The sequence below is a fragment of the Pseudoalteromonas sp. KAN5 genome (assembly GCF_022846535.1).
Classification (GTDB): domain Bacteria; phylum Pseudomonadota; class Gammaproteobacteria; order Enterobacterales; family Alteromonadaceae; genus Pseudoalteromonas; species Pseudoalteromonas haloplanktis.
The window spans coordinates 3,472,345-3,490,000 of the sequence record NZ_AP025589.1; the positions used below are offsets into that span (position 1 = coordinate 3,472,345).

General features: G+C 40.6%; 13 protein-coding genes (1 of these 13 cut by a window edge). 6 read left to right on the plus strand and 7 right to left on the minus strand.

Features of this window, described 5'->3' with window-relative positions:
• The first annotated feature begins 10 nt into the window (after window positions 1–10).
• Window positions 11–952, plus strand: a complete 942-nt coding sequence (locus tag KAN5_RS15450) for a DUF808 domain-containing protein (protein ID WP_244390058.1) — start codon at window positions 11–13, stop codon at window positions 950–952.
• A gap of 29 nt (window positions 953–981) precedes the next feature.
• Here KAN5_RS15450 and KAN5_RS15455 read toward each other — a convergent pair whose 3' ends face one another.
• Window positions 982–2,277, minus strand: coding sequence for a hypothetical protein (locus KAN5_RS15455; protein ID WP_016710014.1), 1,296 nt, complete (start codon window positions 2,275–2,277; stop codon window positions 982–984).
• Window positions 2,278–2,447: 170 nt separating this feature from the next.
• On the opposite strand from KAN5_RS15455, the gene KAN5_RS15460 reads away from it, so the two are divergent.
• Window positions 2,448–4,409 (plus strand): S9 family peptidase, encoded by a 1,962-nt coding sequence (locus KAN5_RS15460; protein ID WP_244390059.1) that lies wholly within the window; start codon window positions 2,448–2,450, stop codon window positions 4,407–4,409.
• 46 nt (window positions 4,410–4,455) lie between these two features.
• On the opposite strand, the gene KAN5_RS15465 is transcribed toward KAN5_RS15460, so the two are convergent.
• From KAN5_RS15465 to KAN5_RS15475, 3 genes are all read right to left on the minus strand, one after another.
• The gene (locus KAN5_RS15465) at window positions 4,456–5,394 is read right to left on the minus strand and encodes a sel1 repeat family protein (protein WP_244390060.1); all 939 of its coding nucleotides are present in this window, start codon (window positions 5,392–5,394) and stop codon (window positions 4,456–4,458) included.
• Between the two features lie 79 nt (window positions 5,395–5,473).
• A complete protein-coding gene (locus tag KAN5_RS15470) occupies window positions 5,474–6,871 on the minus strand; it encodes a M20/M25/M40 family metallo-hydrolase (RefSeq protein WP_244390061.1) in 1,398 nt (465 codons plus the stop codon).
• Window positions 6,872–7,003: 132 nt separating this feature from the next.
• Window positions 7,004–9,073, minus strand: coding sequence for a TonB-dependent receptor (locus KAN5_RS15475; RefSeq protein ID WP_244390062.1), 2,070 nt, complete (start codon window positions 9,071–9,073; stop codon window positions 7,004–7,006).
• Between the two features lie 199 nt (window positions 9,074–9,272).
• Here KAN5_RS15475 and dbpA point away from each other — a divergent pair, with 199 nt between their 5' ends.
• Window positions 9,273–10,661 carry an ATP-dependent RNA helicase DbpA gene (gene dbpA / locus KAN5_RS15480; protein ID WP_029216245.1) on the plus strand — a complete coding sequence of 463 codons (1,389 nt, stop codon included), beginning with the start codon at window positions 9,273–9,275 and terminating at the stop codon, window positions 10,659–10,661.
• Here the strand turns inward: dbpA and KAN5_RS15485 are convergent.
• The gene (locus KAN5_RS15485; protein ID WP_244390063.1) at window positions 10,658–11,248 is read right to left on the minus strand and encodes a DNA-J related domain-containing protein; all 591 of its coding nucleotides are present in this window, start codon (window positions 11,246–11,248) and stop codon (window positions 10,658–10,660) included. The genes dbpA and KAN5_RS15485 overlap by 4 nt on opposite strands.
• Before the next feature lie 79 nt (window positions 11,249–11,327).
• Here KAN5_RS15485 and KAN5_RS15490 point away from each other — a divergent pair, with 79 nt between their 5' ends.
• Entirely contained in the window at window positions 11,328–14,156 is a 2,829-nt protein-coding gene (locus KAN5_RS15490) for a tetratricopeptide repeat protein (protein WP_244390064.1), read from the plus strand.
• Window positions 14,157–14,230: 74 nt separating this feature from the next.
• On the opposite strand, the gene rho is transcribed toward KAN5_RS15490, so the two are convergent.
• Both rho and trxA read right to left on the minus strand, forming a co-directional pair.
• Complete coding sequence (gene rho / locus KAN5_RS15495; RefSeq protein WP_016710022.1) at window positions 14,231–15,490, minus strand: transcription termination factor Rho; 1,260 nt, start codon at window positions 15,488–15,490, stop codon at window positions 14,231–14,233.
• Between the two features lie 182 nt (window positions 15,491–15,672).
• Entirely contained in the window at window positions 15,673–15,999 is a 327-nt protein-coding gene (gene trxA / locus KAN5_RS15500) for a thioredoxin TrxA (RefSeq protein ID WP_244390065.1), read from the minus strand.
• A gap of 90 nt (window positions 16,000–16,089) precedes the next feature.
• Between trxA and rhlB the strand changes: the two genes are divergently transcribed.
• Entirely contained in the window at window positions 16,090–17,367 is a 1,278-nt protein-coding gene (gene rhlB, locus KAN5_RS15505) for an ATP-dependent RNA helicase RhlB (protein WP_016710024.1), read from the plus strand.
• Between the two features lie 47 nt (window positions 17,368–17,414).
• Window positions 17,415–17,656: the 5' end (the start) of a guanosine-5'-triphosphate,3'-diphosphate diphosphatase gene (gene gppA, locus KAN5_RS15510; protein ID WP_016710025.1), read on the plus strand. The gene runs 1,255 nt beyond the window's last position; the window shows 242 of its 1,497 coding nt (coding positions 1–242); the start codon lies at window positions 17,415–17,417; its stop codon lies off the right edge, out of view.

Genomic DNA, 17,656 nt, shown 5'->3' on the forward strand with positions numbered 1-17,656 from the left:
AGGAAATTTAATGGCAGGTACGAATCTATTAACTTTGTTGGATGACATCACGACGCTATTAGATGATATTGCCACAATGAGCAAAGTTGCGACAAAAAAAACCGCCGGTGTGTTGGGTGACGATTTGGCATTAAATGCCCAGCAAGTTACCGGTGTGAGTGCCGAACGCGAGTTACCAGTAGTGTGGGCCGTGGCTAAAGGATCCTTTCTGAATAAAGCGATTCTTGTTCCTGCCGCTTTGTTGATAAGTGTGTGGCTGCCTTGGCTAATAACGCCATTATTAATGATGGGTGGGTTATTTCTATGCTTTGAAGGTGCTGAAAAGCTCGTTGAAAAGTTCATACCTCACTCGAGCAACGACGATGTTAGTGATAGTGAAAATGTAGATTTAGTGGAATACGAAAAGCAAAAAATTAAAGGGGCAATTAGAACCGATTTTATTTTATCGGCAGAAATAATTGTCATCACACTTGGCACTGTGGCCGGTGCCAGTTTGCTTAATCAAGCGTTAGTGCTGAGCGTGATTGCAGTGATCATGACGATAGGTGTCTATGGTTTAGTGGCTGGAATTGTTAAACTTGATGACGCGGGTTTGTACTTGCTCACTCAAGCACAGCAAACCGGTAACCGATTTAAAGAGTTGTTAGGCAAAGGTTTATTAGCTGCTGCGCCGCGGCTAATGGCATTTTTAGCTTTTGCTGGAACGGTCGCTATGTTTCTCGTCGGCGGTGGTATTTTAGTACATGGCATTAGTGTGTTGCATCATTGGCAAATAACGGTGGCTGAGTTTGGAGCAAACTATTTAGGAGCGACAGGGGGAGTTATTGCCCCTTTACTGTTTGATGGTTTATTAGGCGTATTAGCAGGGGCGGTGGTGGTGTTGATACATCATGCTGTTGTGAGTATGAAAACAAAAAAAGCCGGCAAAGTAAATTTGCCGGCAATGGCTTAGCAAGGGAATGCTATGAAAGTCATTTAATCTTAGTGGTTGTGTTCTTCATCTGATTCTTCAGCAATACCTAACCAGGTTATTTTATTTGGAGTAAAATCAAGATTCAGAATAATTTCAGCCGCTTGTTCATGAGTATCGACACTTAATACGGTTTGGCTGTTTGCCTCTGCGATATATAAAGTATCATCAACTGCCGATGCAGCAAGTGCATAGTTACCTGTTGGGTTTTCTAGTACTTGAAAACGAGCACTGACTTGCCAATCATCTTCAGCGTTTAATATCGATAAGAAACCGTCACTCTCAAGTACGTAAAATTCACCCGTTATACTATCAAGTGCACTTGCTAATAAGGTGTTTTCAGTATCTTGTTGCCAGGCAAGTTGTGTCATTGCACCGGCTTTGGGATCAACGGTGTAAAAGAGTTTGCTTTGCGCGATACCTAAAAAGAGCTCGCTGTGCTCGCTTCCTTTTAGTGTGCCAATACGGGCACCTACAGCAAAGTCGTCCAGGTTATTTATTTTGGCTGCATTAAACTCACCATCTTGTTCAGTGATAATAAGTACGCCATCAGCACAGCCAAATGCAATGTGCTGGTGGTTCTGCGCGCTACCGTGTAGCGCTGGACAATCAAGCTCAAAGCGTTGCTCTTGATGGAAATGATCGCCATGAATATGCAATTGCTCTACATAGTTTGGTAATGTGTTGGTTGTGTCTTCTGTGCGGTAGGTGGTGATCACCGAGTCACCACGAATTTGCGCGGTGCCATGCATAGCGTTAGCAAAATTATGCGTGGCGAGTGTCTCGCCATTTACGATCGATTCATCAGTTAAAATAGCAAAACTTGCGGGAATACCTGCATCTATATTGCCATCAAAGAATAGAGCTGCTTGCTGCTCACTTACATCAAAATGAGTTGGCTTATCGCTTGTTAGAGTAAAACTTGATAAAGATGGTGCTTGTTTGTAATCATGGAGGTGGTCGCCATGATCTTCACGGTATAAACCTCCATCAATAAACTCTACATAGTTATCAGCGCGTTGTATAAGTACCGCAAAGCGATTTGTAGGGCTTGCATATAAGCCGCTAACAATATTTGCTGTATTAAACATCTCAAGTAACGCGTTATCGTCAGTATCAAAAATAGAGACGTTTGCAGTATCGGCATGACTAATAGCTAAACGCCCAGTTGAGGTGACTTCGCTATGATCATGGTGATCAGTTTGTTCGTCATTTTTATTAGCAATGTCATCAATCTCACTATTACAGGCACATAGGATGGCGATCATAGAAGCGAGCAGGCTAGTTTTTAAGTTAGGTAAATACATTAACATTCCAATGTTTTGTTATAATATATCGGTAATGTTATATTGTAACCAAATTAAAGTAAATAGGTACGCCGTGTTCTTTATTTAAGTATTTGGATGGATACCGATGTCAAACTTTATTAGGTACAATTGGTGTAATTATAAAAAGTATAAATTTAAAGGGATGTTTTATGGATAAAATAATGACGTTGATTGTTGTGATTGCGTTGTGTATTGCAAGTTCAATCAGTTATGCAAATCAATCAGCTCCTACAGTCGAGGACTTTAGCCGCAGCAGTGAATATAGCCAAGTGAAAATCTCTCCTAATGGAAGCTACCTTGCAGTAATTATGCAACCTAAAGGTAAGAAAGTGTTGGTTATTTTGGATGCTAAAAAATTCACAGTTCATCATGCTGTTAATTTTCAAGGGAATGCCCAAGTTGGCGCTTATCACTGGGTAAGTGATGAGCGTGTTGTGGTTGCAAAAGAGTATTTGCGCGGTTGGCAGGATCACCCTGAATATTATGGTGAGTTATATGGCGTGAATGCCGATGGCTCGAAAGCTAAGTACTTAGTTGGCTATCAAGGGGAAATGCAAACAGGTTCTCGTCTCAAAAAAGCAACACCGCTTTATGGTACCTCTTATTTGCTAGATCCTTTGCTTCACGATGATAATAAAATGCTTATAGTGACTTATCCGTGGACATCGAGTAGTGAGCCACACACGGTTGTCTATAAGGTTGATGTTTTTACAGGCAAGCGTCGTAAAGTGACGCGTTCACCGTCACGAATGGCCAACTTTTTGACTGATCATGAAGGGAATGTCAGAGTCGCAGTCGCCAGTGATGATTACATTAAACCAACAATCCATACCCGCGAAAAGTCAGGTGGCAATTGGCAACCACTTAACTTAGGTGATTTGAGTTACAGTGATGTGACATTACATGCTTTTGATAGTAGTGGTGACGCTGTTTATGTCACAGCTTCAGTAAGTGGTGAAGCACAAGGCTTATATAAATTGAATCTAAAAACTAAAGTAATTGATTTAATTCATAAGGAAGAGGAAGTATCACCAAAGCAAATATGGGTTGATGAAGCATCAAAAGAGTTATTTGCGATTGAAACCGAACTAGGTTATCCGACTTATGCTTTTGTCGATGGACAATCTGATAAAAGCATGCGTTTAAAAGCTTTAATCTCCGCTTTACCAGGCGAGCAAGTGCAGCTCGTTAGTAGCACTGAAGATGGCGATACGAATGTTATCTATGCTTCGAATGATCGAAACCCTGGGCAATATTATTTATTTGACGCCAAAAATAATAACTTACGATTTTTGTTTGCATCTCGTAGTTGGCTTGATGCAGAGCAAATGGCCCAGACCAAGCCAGTGAGTTTTACTAGTCGAGATGGTTTAACCATTTATGGTTATTTAACAGTGCCGAATAACACTTCAGAGCAAAACTTACCTTTAGTAGTTATGCCACACGGTGGTCCACACGGCCCTCGCGATTGGTGGGGATTTGACCCCGATGCACAGTTGCTTGCAAATCGCGGTATGGCTGTACTAAAAGTTAATTTTAGGGGCTCTGGTGGTTTTGGCCGTAACTTTGAGCATGCGGGGCATCAAAAGTGGGGAGCTGAAATTCAATTTGATATTATTGATGGTGTGAAATATTTAATTGAGCAGGGCACGGTTAATAAAAATAACATCTGCATTATGGGCGCAAGTTTTGGTGGATACTCAGCGCTACAAAGTGCGATTTTAGAACCTAATATGTTTAAGTGTGCGATTGGGGTAGTGGGTGTTTATGACTTACCTTTAATGTTTGAAGAAGGGGATGTTGCAGGGCGCGACAGTGGCCAACGTTATTTACAAAGTGTATTGGGCACAGATGAAGCGCAATTAAAGGCTTTTTCACCTAGCTATAATATTGATAAGTTAAAGGCTCCAGTGTTAATAGTGCACGGTGGCGAAGATAAGCGAGCACCGATTGAACAAGCTGAATCACTGATTGCAGCGCTTAAAAAAGCGAAACACCCCTATATTTATGAGCTACTTGAAGATGAAGGACATGGTTTTTATAAAACAGAACATCGCACTCGTTATTATAAGCAAGTGCTGGCATTTTTAGATCAGCATCTAACATTGTAAAAATCATAGCCTAAATACATGGCAAGCCTTTAGCTTGCCATGTATATTAACAGGTGTGTTCTAGGCACAATTCTTTGAGCTGTATTTTGGCTTTGTGGTTATTCTGCTTAGCTGCTTGTTGATACCAATAAATAGCCTGCGTTATATCTCTCTCTACCCCTTCACCATCGCGATACATTTGTGCTGTATTAAGTTGGCCCCACTGTGAGCCTTCCTTACTGGCGAGTAAAAAGTTCTCAAAGGCATCTTTGAATAAACCATCTTTGTAGTAAAGAATACCTTGTTGGTTATTTTTATTCAGCTTTACCCCTTCGTATAAAGGTTTGGGTCGTGGGGGAAACATCACAAAACCGCCATACAAACTATATGCGTAAGGGCGTAATACATCATAAATCGTACCTTCGTCATACAATCGTTGTACTTCACTTCGGGGTAAGGTTATTGTCTTTGAAGAAAAGTAATCTTTTTGCACCAATAAACTAGTGCGCATCGCCATTGTAATTGCATTATCACGCTTATAGCGATAGTTGCTTATTTGAAAGGTAATAAACTTTTCGTCGAACTCGAGAATTTGCGCCACCTTCAAGTTTTCTGGGCGTAATGGCTCATGAGAGAATTTATCAGCCTTTACTAAATAAGTGTCATAGGCTTGCGGGTTATTGAGGATCGTTTGTTGTAAGGCTAATTTTGCATGATGCTGATTATAAAAAAACACCAATAACCATAGTAATAATAGTGAGCCGATAAAGTATTTCACTAATGATATTTTTTCGAGAATAGGTAAATTTTTTAACGGTACTGCTGCTGTGTATTGGCATTGATTGCACTGAAATTGATAACACCATGCCAAAGGTATTAAGGGGATAATTGCAAAACGTAAAAATCGGCTGTGGTTTTTTAGCTGGTAGTCGTTACTTTGACAGCAAGGGCAGGTTGTTCTTTGACTAAAAGAAGATAATGAATCACAGGTATTAAAAAGTAGCATTAGGGCCCTCCTTGCGTTTACTTATTAAAATAGAGTAAAGAGGGCCCAGAGCAAAGCGGTAAACTGTAAGTAAATATGTTTACTTGGCAGGCTTGGCTTTGATGGTTGTTTTAGCATCTGCTGCCATCAATGCAAATACAGCATACGCCGCGGTATTTTGCTTAAGCTTAGCTGGATCTACTTTATCAAGCGTATCATCAGCAGTGTGATGATAGTCAAAGTAGTCAGTGCCATCTTGATGCAGTTCAAAAATTGGTGCACTGGTGGCATTTTTCAGTGGAATTAAGTCAGGCCCGCCATTGGCGCTATTTTTGCCAATGTACTCTACGTTAAGTGGTGCAAGCTGTTGAGCTATCGCACGTACTACTGGTAGTGATGCTGCAGATACATTTGATTCAAAACCATACACAACATCAGCACCAAAGTCTGACTCAGCCGCCGCAACGATTTTATCAAGATCATCCGCATGCTGTTTAAAGTACGCTTTAGCACCCCATAAACCAAGCTCTTCAGCGGCAAATAACACCACACGTATACTGCGCTTAGGGCGCTTTATTTCGCTGATATGTTTGGCTGCCGCCATTGTTAATGCAACACCTGCACCATCATCTAATGCGCCAGTGCCTAAATCCCAAGAATCTAAATGGCCGCCAATTAATACATATTGTTCTGGGTTTTGCGTACCATTGAACTGGCCGATCACATTGTAACCCGTGCCTTGTCCGCGATCTTCTGTTTGTACATTGATATTAACGGTGACGCTTTTACCGAGTGCGATAAGGCGCGCTATTTGATCAGCATCAGGGTTGGCAATGGTCACATTAGGAATTTTGGTTACGCCATCTTTGTAATGACTGCCGCCGGTATGTGCAAAACGGTGGTGGGCAGTGCTGACTGAGCGCATCATGTAACCAATCGCGCCTTTCTTAGCTGCTTCAACAGAGCCTGTTGAGCGTGCGCGCACAGCAGGACCGTAGCCGTTACCATCAATATGGCGGTTCATACGGTAATTAATATAAGCAATTTTGCCTTTTAAGCTATTTGCAGGCGCTGCGATAAGCTCATCTAGGGTTTCAAACAATACCACTTCAGCAGTAATACCGTCTTTTGGTGTGCTTACGCTGTGGCCAAGTGCGGTTAGATGCAGTGGTTGCTCGCTTGGCGTTAATATTTTGCCGCTTTCGCTAAAGCGTCGCCACTCAGGAAATGTTGCTTCTTCAAGCCATACTTTATCAAATCCTAGCTCTTTAAATTTAGCTTGCGCCCATGCAACGGCTTTTTTATCGTTTTCAGTACCTGGTAAGCGTGGACCAACTTCGGTGGTTAGAGATTCAAGTAATTGATAGCTTAAGTCACTGCTGCTGGCATTTGTTCTAAGCTCTGCAACTTGCTGAAGTTGTTTCTCGGTAAACTCAGGCGCAGCGGCGCTGACTAAAAAACTACTGGTAAGTAGTAATCCTGTGATGATTTTTTTCATTATTGACCTTGGCTTGTTAGATATTTACTGGCTATTTAACCATTAAATGAGTCACTTAAAAAATACAATGAGATAAAAAGCAAAAAAGCCCGCACTTTTCGCAAAGTACGGGCTTTTTAAGGGGTATTAACCTTAGAAGTTAAATTGTGCAGCTAAACGTAAGTTAGTACCTTCGCCAACGGTGACATTATTGTCACCACCACCGCCTAGGTAGTCTGTATCAAATAAGTTTTCTACATTAAGGCGTAGGTTTATATCGGTATTGCTAACATTAAACTTATACGTTGCACCCACATCAACACGCGTGTAGGCATCTTTAGTGATGGTGTTGGCGCTATCTGCGAAGCGTTCGCCTTCATAAAACGCACCTGCATTAAAAGCAATGGCATCGGTTACCTCGTAACGAGTCCAAAGCGAAGCAGACCATTTAGGGACATCTGTAGGGCGAGCGCCTCCTTGAACATATTCAGCATCAAGATACATAGTAGAAGCCATAACAAATAAACGGTCAGTTGCTGCACCTTGCGCACCTAGCTCAAAACCTTTATGACGTTGTTCACCGGCTTGTGTCGTGATTGTTTCAATATCACCCACTGGATTATCTAGTTGCTCGGTGATCAAGGTGCCTGTTTTACTGATATCAAATAATGCACTGCTTAGCATTAAGCGGTCATCAAACAACTGCCACTTGATACCAATTTCTTTTTGTTCAGAAGTTACTGCGTCTAACTTCATACCGTTATTGATATCACTTTCATTAATTAATGTATCACTGCTTTGTGGTTCAAAGCCTTCAGAGTAGCTTCCGTATACAGTAGCTGACGCATTTGGATGATATAACACTCCAAATTTAGGTACGAAAGATTCGTTATCAGCGCCTTCTTTGTTTTGTTTATCAAAACGGCCACCAAGTGATACTTGCCACTCTGGTGAGAAAGTAATTAAATCTTGGAAGTACACGCCGTAAAAATCATACTCAGATTCACTTTTTGTCGGATCTGATTTGTAGCTTATGTCTGGGCGCGTTGGCTCAGTTTGGCCTGCTGAATAAAAAATCGAATCACTTGAAGTACGTAATTGTCCGTAGTAGTAATCAAGAGAGTTGGCGCCAATTAATAATTGGTGCTGAACGCCTGCGGTTTCAAACTCACCGATAAAATCAATAAATGCGGTTGTAAACTGCCAATCGTCAAAACGGTCATAAGGGCGTGATTCATAGCTATCGCCTTCCATAAAGTCTGATGGTTTACGTGCAGCTGATTCAAAGCGTTGATGCTCAAACGTTTGCTCGTTGTAGCCAATATTTACTTGCCAGTTATCAGATAAGAACACCTGGAAATCCACACCAAGGTTTTCAACTGTAATATCAGTAAATGCCCATGACATATCGCGAATGGTTTTATCATCGCCAATTACATTAGCATTGTCATCAATCCATGCACCTGTATCTAGGCCTGCTTCATCATCGGTGCGATCGTAGTGGAAACGGACTAAGGCATTATCAGTGATATCGTAATCAACCACTAACGCACCTAAAAAGCGGTCGCGTTCACGGTTTTCACCATTTTGGTATTCGCGCCAGTAATCAACGTCTTGTTTTACTAAAATACCACGAGCACGTAAATCCTCAGCCTCGGTTAGCGCGCCGCCAGCATCAACCATAAAGCGTGTTGAGCCATGCTGATCCACATCGGCACTGGCATTAAATAATGTTTGCGCAGTTGGTTTTTTGGTGACCATGTTCACTAAACCACCAGGGCCCGATTGGCCATATAAAATACTTGATGGGCCTTTAATTACTTCGACTTGCTGGAGTATTTCAATCGGTTGCTGGTAATGTGACCAGTGCTGGTGGCCGTCACGTAAATAGCCAGTTGATGAACTCAGCTCAAAACCACGTAGATTAAATACTTCACGGTTACGTTGCTGTGAACCTGCAGTCAAGCTGGCATCGTTGGTTAATACTTCACCGAGTGTGGTTGCTAATTGCTCATTGACTATAGTGTCGGTGATTACAGTAACTGATTGTGCTGTTTCTAGTAATGAAGCTGATGTACGCATTGCCCCTGATGCATTATCTACTTTGTAATCATTAAAGTAGCTTCCTTTGACTTCAATTCGTTCAAGGTTGTCGTTGTTTTCTGCTGCGCTTGCTACGCTCGCAGAGGCGATCAGGGCAAGATAAAGTGGACTTAGTTTCATTAATGCTTCCAGCTTAGTGAATATAAAAATAGGTACAGATCTTAATGAAAATGACTTTTATTTACAGTGCCTTTATTGAAGAATTTATAATAAAAGGTGCTGATGGTTGCAAATGCACAACTCTGCTATCATTAACACACTTTCAGCAGGGGCCTTATCCCTTGTTAATTTAATCAAATTTTTTGTTTTGGAATTAATTGTGACTGCAACTGCTTTTTCATCTCTCGCTTTACCAACTGGGTTGGTAGATAACTTATCAACGTTAGGTTATACCCAAATGACGGCCGTTCAGGCACAAAGTTTGCCGCCTGTGTTGGAAGGTAAAGACATTATCGCACAAGCCAAAACAGGCTCAGGTAAAACCGCTGCGTTTAGTCTGGGTGTACTTGCTAAGCTCAATGTGAAACGTTTTCGTATTCAATCGTTAGTACTTTGCCCAACCCGAGAGCTTGCTGAACAAGTTGCCGTGGAAATGCGAAAATTAGCGCGTGGTATTCACAATATTAAAATTTTAACTTTATGTGGTGGTGTATCAATAGGGCCGCAAATTGGTTCTTTGGAACATGGCGCGCACATTATTGTTGGTACACCAGGGCGTGTTGATGATCATATTCGTAAAGGCACCTTACGTTTAGATGATGTTGAAACCTTAGTGCTTGATGAAGCTGACCAAATGCTTGATATGGGCTTCCAAGATACCTTAGATGCTATTATTGATTGCATTCCTAAGCAGCGGCAAACATTATTATTTAGCGCGACTTTCCCACGAGCAATCGAAGCGATTGCTAAACGAGTGTTAAGTAACCCTGTTATGGTGAAAGTAGAAGAAGAGCAAGAAAAAAGCACCATTAAGCAATACTTCTATAAAATGGATAATAACAAACAGCGTTTTAATACTTTAAAACTACTGTTACTTAAATTCCAACCTGAAAGCTGTGTAGTGTTTTGTAATACCAAAGTTGAAACACAGCAGGTGTGTGATGATTTATCCGCTGAAGGATTTAGCGCAGTTGCCTTACATGGCGATTTAGAACAACGTGATCGTGAACGCACACTTATCCACTTTGCCAATAAAAGTGCCTCTATTTTAGTGGCCACCGATGTAGCCGCTCGTGGTTTAGATATTGACGACATGGACATGGTAATTAATTACCACCTTGCTCATGATCCACAAACTCACGTACACCGTATTGGTCGTACTGGTCGTGCTGGTAAAAAAGGTATTGCGTGTTCAATTTATGGTGACGCAGAACAATTTAAAGTGGCGCAAATTGGCGATCACTACGAATGTGATTTTTTGCCTGAGCAACTGCCTCCATTTAGCTTACTTGAAAAGCCACCATATAAACCGCAAATGGTCACCTTGATGATTGATGCGGGTAAAAAACAAAAAGTACGGGCTGGTGATATTTTAGGTGCGCTAACGGGTAAAGATGGCGTTGCAGGGCGTCAGGTTGGTAAAATTAACGTACTTGATAACGTGGCTTTTGTTGCTGTTGAACGTAACTCTTCAAAACCAGCACTACGTAAATTAACAGAAGGTAATATTAAAGGCCGTAAAATTCGTGCTCGCCGCCTAACTCGTTAATAATCAACGGTTGAGCAGCTTGCCTTAAGCTGCTCATATTCACTCTTTAATTTTTTAAATTTCTCTGTATCGCCCGTTTCTTTATCAGGGTGGTATTGCATTGCTAGCTGTCGCCAGCGCTTTTGTATCTCTTTTAAGCTACATTGCTTACTCAATTTCCAGCGTTGTAATAGCTTATTATACGCTTTGCTATCAAGTGTTTGTAGCGACGATCGATTGCCTGCAAAACGTTGCCAGAAGTCACAGAGTAATGCTTCAATTTCATCACTGGAAGTTTCGTAATTTTGCCAGTCAAGATAATAATCTCTCAGCGGATCAGCATGTTGTAAGGACTGATTGGGGGAGGTATCCGTGAGGGTGATTTGTAAGCTGGCAATCGCTAAATGTTGGGAGGGGTGCAGTTGCTGTTGTAATTGATACAAAGCATTCATGATTAAAAAATTACGTTTAAATAAATCACGATCTGGCTGAATGTCGAGTGAGTCGATAGCGCCTTGCTGCTGTAATTTTAATGCTAAAGTATGAACCATCCATGTGTCTTTCGTTAGAATAAGCTCAAAAATCTCATCTATCAGTGGGTTAAGCATTGTTTGCAGTCTAGTTATTAGTGTATCTTGGCTAAATTATCATAGCTTCTACTGTTAACAAAATTCCAAGGAAAAAATTATGCTGGGTCAGTTTAAGCGCCTATTATTTATTTGCTTGATTATTGTGCTTGGTGTTTTTTCTCAATCAGGTAATGCACAACAACAAAGAGCGCTTTTTGAACAGTTTAAAATTACCGATGAGTGGTCAGAAAAGCAGCAGTTAGCTAATCAATTACTTGCCACACAGCTTTCAAATCAACAACAAGTCACGATTTATTCTGCTTTAGCTGAGCTTGCCTTTGAACGCAAGAATTACCCTCAAGCACTGCATTATTATAAGTTGTTAGAGCAACATAGCTCATTTTCAACACTACCTGAGTTGCACTTTAGAGCAATAAAAATGCAAGGGGTGGTGCATTATTTTCAAGGTTTGCTACAGCAAGCTGTTATTGACTATAGTCGGGCTTTAAACTTGGCCGTAAATTTAAAGAGCCCAATAAAACAAGCTAACTTATTGAGTAACATTGGCCTCGCATATTTTAACATGCACAACATGGAGCTGGCCTTAGATTATTACCAGCAGGCAAAAACACTTTATGAAAAGGATGGTAGTGCGCAAGATAAAGCTGACATTCTTCATAATATTGCAGGTATCTACATTCGCTTATCTCGCTATGATTCAGCCCTTGAAATTTACCGTGAAGTAGTGGATGTATTCCAGCAGTTAGGCGATGAAGAAGGCGTTGCGCTTTCCTATGGGAATATGGGGGTGGCTTATACGGAATCGGGTCAAAATCAGTTGGCATTGCATTATTATCAACGTGCTTTACGTTATTACCAAAGTGTAAATGATGCTTATCAGCTGTCAGTACAGCATACAAACTTGGCAAATATAAACTTAAAAATGGATGAGTTAGATGCTGCTTTGTATCATGCAAAATCAGCTCAAAAATTTGCTCAACAGATTGACAACCAATCGCTGTGGTTAGCTTCATTGCATGTATTGGCAAAAATACAACTAGTGATGGGTGATATTGATACTGCAAAACAAAACTTAGAAAAATCAATAGAGTTAGCGAAAGAATATAAAGATGAGCTACGGGTTAAAGATGGCTTAGGGATCCAGGCACTATTAAGTGCCGGTGCCGGTGATTATAAGCGAGCTATTCATTTACATCAGCAGTTTGTTGATTATCAGCGTAGCATGACCAGTGAAGAAGTCATGAAAGCATTGAATGTGTTTCAGTTGCAGTTTAAATCGAATCAGTTAAACCAAGAAATTAAGCAGCTTAAGCAAGAGCGGAGTCTACAAGAATTAAAAATCGAAAAGCGTTCTCAATTAACTGTTTTATTGGCGATCGTATTACTGTTGGTCTTACTTTGTGTGGTTGTACTTTATCGCCGTGCGATAGAAAAGAAAGCTAAAACGCAATTAGAGCAGAAAGTTGAGCAGCGCACCCAAGAACTAGAGTACGTAGCACAAGAGCTGCGTGCTGCAAATCAAGTGAAAAGCCAATTTTTAGCAAATATTAGCCATGAAATTCGTACACCACTTACAGCAATTTTAGGGCAAACAGACGACTTATTACAGGGTTTATATCAGCCACAACAGTTACAAACTGAACTATTAGTAATTAAAAAACATAGCGATCACTTAAAAGATTTGATTAATGATGTGCTTGATATTAGCAAAATAGAAGCAAACCGTTTAGATTTGCACACCAGTGAATTCGATCTTGTTGTGATGATTAATGATGTTTACGCGATGTCGAGTATGCAAGCTAAAAGCAAAGGCCTAACGCTGTTATTAGAGAATCAGCTAGGGGCAAGTTACTGGACTAAGTTAGATTTAATTCGTGTGAAACAAATACTAATTAACTTATTAACGAATGCGATTAAATTTACAGAAGTTGGCAGTGTTACTTTGCATGTTAATACTATAGAGCAAGGGGTGTGCTTTAAAGTTAAAGATACCGGTATTGGTATGAACACCGAGCAAATAAAAAATATTTTTGAATGCTTTCAGCAAGGCGATAATACTATAAGTCGTAGGTTTGGTGGCTCTGGATTGGGCTTGAGTCTGTCGCAGCAATTAGCAATTATGATGGGCGGGTACATTAGTGTTGAAAGTGAGTTTGGTAAAGGCAGTGAATTTATTTTTAATGTACCATGTAAAGAATATACTCCAAGACTCGTTAGCCCAGATATCTCCACCCAACCGCCCTCAACACAGCTTACAGGGCGTGTATTGCTAGCAGAAGATCACCCCGATAATCGCAGACTTATTAGTCGTTTTTTAAAGTCAATGGGTCTCGAAGTGATTGCTGTGTCTAATGGTGAGCAAGCGGTTGAGCAGTGCCTAAGTGAATTTCCAGATATTGTGCTATTAGATATACAAATGCCGGTAATGGATGGTTTAAGCGCGTTTGAACTCTTAAAAAAATGTGGCTTTAATAAACCAATTTTTGCGTTAACTGCCAATGCAATGAGCCATGAGATCGATAATTACTTAGCAATGGGATTTACCGGCTACTTAAGTAAACCAATCGAGAAAGAAACCTTCTATCGTACACTGGCATCACATTTAAGTGAGCCAATAATGTTACCGTTAGCTAATCCAGATATTAGTGATTTGGTAAGCAGTTTTATCGCCAGCTTTGATGACGAAATTAAAGCCTTGGCTCAGCACGTTAAAGAAAAGAATTTTATTGAATTACAGCAAGATAGTCATCGTATTTTAGGTGCTGCGCAGATCTTTTCATTAACGAATGTCGCTAAGGCTGCGATGAATTTAGATAAAGTCTTGTTAGCAAAAGATCAGCAACCGACAGATGTACAGATAACAGAGTTAGTTAACCAATTAATCGAGCAATTATCACAACACTTATCTAGCACTACAACGAGTTAATAACTTAACCCGATTATTATTTAAAACGAAAAAATGCCTGTATTAACAGGCATTTTATAATTTCGTAAATGGAATTACTGACGTTTCATTGAATCAAAAAATTCATCATTGGTTTTACTCATTGAGAGTTTATCAATTAGAAACTCCATGGCATCAATTTCAGACATTTCATGAACGATCTTACGTAAAATCCACATTTTTTGTAGCTCATCTGGTTTCGTCAGCAATTCTTCACGACGGGTACCAGAACGGTTAAAGTCGATTGCAGGGAATACACGCTTTTCAGCAATCTTACGATTTAAGTGTAATTCCATATTACCGGTGCCTTTAAACTCTTCGTAGATTACTTCATCCATCTTAGAGCCTGTATCGATAAGCGCAGTAGCGATAATCGTTAAACTGCCGCCCTCTTCAACGTTACGGGCAGCACCAAAGAAACGCTTTGGTTTATGAAGTGCGTTCGCATCAACACCACCAGTAAGTACTTTACCTGATGAAGGAATAACGGTGTTGTATGCACGTGCTAAACGAGTGATTGAATCAAGTAGGATGATGACATCTTTTTTATGCTCAACAAGGCGTTTTGCTTTTTCGATTACCATTTCCGCAACCTGTACGTGACGGCTCGCTGGCTCATCAAACGTTGATGCAATGACTTCACCTTTTACAAGGCGTTGCATTTCAGTTACTTCCTCTGGACGCTCATCGATAAGTAATACCATCAAGGTTGCATCAGGGTGGTTATGAGTAATTGATTGGGCAATGTTTTGTAGTAGCATTGTTTTACCCGCTTTTGGCGGTGCTACTAATAAACCACGTTGGCCACGGCCAATTGGTGATGCTAAATCGAGTACTCGAGCAGTTATATCCTCGGTACTACCATTACCACGTTCCATACGTAAGCGTTCGTTGGCATGTAGTGGGGTAAGGTTTTCAAAAAGGATTTTAGTACGGGAGTTTTCTGGTCTATCAAAGTTGACTTCGTTTACTTTTAGTAATGCGAAGTAACGTTCACCGTCTTTAGGTGGGCGTATCAGACCCATTATAGAGTCACCAGTACGCATACTAAAACGACGAATTTGGCTAGGTGATATATAAATGTCATCAGGGCCAGCTAGGTAAGAGGCTTCTGATGATCTTAAGAAACCAAAACCATCCTGTAAGATTTCTAGTACACCACCGCCAAAAATATTCTCTCCACTTTTGGCGTGGGCTTTAAGGATAGCAAAGATAATATCTTGCTTTCTTAAGCGGGCTACGTTTTCGAGCCCCATGGACTCAGCTAAGTCTACAAGTTCTTTGATCGACTTGTCTTTTAATTCGCGTAAATGCATATTGGTGGGTTCTTTATTACAGTTATCATGCTCATATAATCGAAATTGATTAGTGAGAGAGGTTCGTTGGTAAACTAAGGATTAGTTGGCTTTATAAACTAGCAGGTCACTGGCTAGGCGTCCAGTCTTTATACAACAAAAAATGTAAAAAAAGGGCAAAAAGCCCTTTTTTTCATCTGCATTTAGATGTTGTTTTCTAAAAACTCAACTAATTGAGTTTTAGAAAGAGCACCAACTTTAGTTGCTGCTACTTGGCCTTCTTTTAAAAGAAGTAGTGTAGGGATGCCGCGAATACCAAACTTAGGTGGTGTGCCAGCATTTTGGTCGATATTTAATTTACCGATCACAACACGGCCATCAAATTCATCTGCTACTTCATTAAGAATTGGTGCGATCATTTTACATGGTCCACACCATTCTGCCCAAAAATCAACTAATACAGGCTTGTCTGATTGTAATACGTCAGCCTCAAAGCCGTCGTCAGTTAATTGAATAATTTTCTCGCTCATTGCGCTCTCCGATAAGTTAGGCGAATTATTTAATGCGTATTTAAACACTCTTGTTTCTTATTGCAAGTTTAAACGTTATGCTTAAACGCTATGACTAAGACACATTTGACCGATAAAAAGTTTTCAGACTTTGCTATTGCACCGGAAGTGGTTGCCGGGTTAACCGAAAGTGGGTTTGAATATTGCACACCCATACAAGCTAAATGCCTACCTTTTATTTGTGATGGCCGCGATATTGCGGGTCAAGCACAAACGGGTACAGGCAAAACGTTGGCGTTTTTAACCGCCACGTGCCATCGGTTATTACAATCTAGCAAAGCACCTAGTAAACATCCAAGAGCCCTGATCATGGCCCCTACTCGGGAGCTTGCGATTCAGATCCACAAAGATGCAAAAATTTTAGCGCCACACTGTAATCTTAACTTAGGTTTAGTATATGGTGGCGAAGATTACGAAAAACAACGTGCACAGTTAGAAAAAGGCGTTGATATTTTAATTGGCACCACAGGTCGCTTAATCGATTTATATAAACAAGGGTGTTATACCCTCAATGAAATCGAAGTAGTGGTCCTTGATGAAGCCGATCGTATGTTTGATTTGGGTTTTATTAAAGATATTCGTTATATGTTTCGTCGTATGCCGGATACATCGCAACGACTTAACTTATTATTCTCCGCCACATTATCGTATCGGGTACAAGAGTTGGCGTTTGAGCACATGACAAATCCAGAGCATGTGCAAATTGAGCCAGATGTAAAAACTGGCAAACGTATTGAAGAAGAACTATTTCATCCTTCACAAGAAGATAAGGTTAAGCTGTTATTAACCTTGATTGAAGAAGAATGGCCTGAAAAAGCGATTGTGTTTGCAAATACTAAGCATAGCTGCGAAACAGTGTATGCCTGGTTAAAAGCGGATGGTCATCGTGTTGGTATGCTTACTGGCGACGTTAACCAGAAAAAGCGTCAATCAATTTTAGCGCAATTCAGCAAAGGTGATTTAGACTTCTTGGTAGCAACGGATGTAGCAGCACGTGGCTTGCATATCCCTGAAGTAAGTCATGTATTTAACTTCGACTTACCAGATGATTGTGAAGATTACGTTCATCGAATCGGTCGTACAGGTCGTGCAGGCGCATCTGGTAAAGCAATTAGTTTTGCATGTGAGCAGTATGCATATAACCTTCATGAAATTGAAGAATACATAGAGCACAGCATACCTTTATCGCATTATGATAAAAGTGCATTGCTTGATGATGTAACTAAGCCTACTATTCAAAGAAAACGTAATTATTCAACAGGCCCGCGTAGCCGTAGTAACAACAACGGACGTAGACCCAATAATAGTTACCAAAAAGCACGGTCGTAGTTACGACCGTCGTTATAGTCGTAGTAGTAACTAGAGGTTTTTGAACGGTGGGGCAACTTAAACCGCAAAAAAATGTTTATGCAGTCATTGATTTAGGATCTAACAGTTTCCACATGTTGATCGCTAAGTCAATTGCTGGCGGCTTGCAAACTATAGGTCGCGTTAAACGTAAAGTTAGATTAGCCGCTGGGCTAAATGAAGATAACTTATTGAGCACACAAGCAATGCAACGAGGCTGGGAATGTCTCGCGTTATTTGCTGAACGCCTTCAAGATATTCCGAAACAGAA

Coding starts and splice junctions, on each gene's coding strand:
- KAN5_RS15465 (WP_244390060.1), bottom strand. CDS start 5,394: ATGCTACTTTTTAATACCTGTGATTCATTATCTTCTTTTAGTCAAAGA.
- KAN5_RS15485 (WP_244390063.1), bottom strand. CDS start 11,248: ATGCTTAACCCACTGATAGATGAGATTTTTGAGCTTATTCTAACGAAA.
- KAN5_RS15470 (WP_244390061.1), bottom strand. CDS start 6,871: ATGAAAAAAATCATCACAGGATTACTACTTACCAGTAGTTTTTTAGTC.
- KAN5_RS15490 (WP_244390064.1), top strand. CDS start 11,328: ATGCTGGGTCAGTTTAAGCGCCTATTATTTATTTGCTTGATTATTGTG.
- rho (WP_016710022.1), bottom strand. CDS start 15,490: ATGCATTTACGCGAATTAAAAGACAAGTCGATCAAAGAACTTGTAGAC.
- KAN5_RS15475 (WP_244390062.1), bottom strand. CDS start 9,073: ATGAAACTAAGTCCACTTTATCTTGCCCTGATCGCCTCTGCGAGCGTA.
- KAN5_RS15460 (WP_244390059.1), top strand. CDS start 2,448: ATGGATAAAATAATGACGTTGATTGTTGTGATTGCGTTGTGTATTGCA.
- KAN5_RS15450 (WP_244390058.1), top strand. CDS start 11: ATGGCAGGTACGAATCTATTAACTTTGTTGGATGACATCACGACGCTA.
- rhlB (WP_016710024.1), top strand. CDS start 16,090: ATGACTAAGACACATTTGACCGATAAAAAGTTTTCAGACTTTGCTATT.
- trxA (WP_244390065.1), bottom strand. CDS start 15,999: ATGAGCGAGAAAATTATTCAATTAACTGACGACGGCTTTGAGGCTGAC.
- KAN5_RS15455 (WP_016710014.1), bottom strand. CDS start 2,277: ATGTATTTACCTAACTTAAAAACTAGCCTGCTCGCTTCTATGATCGCC.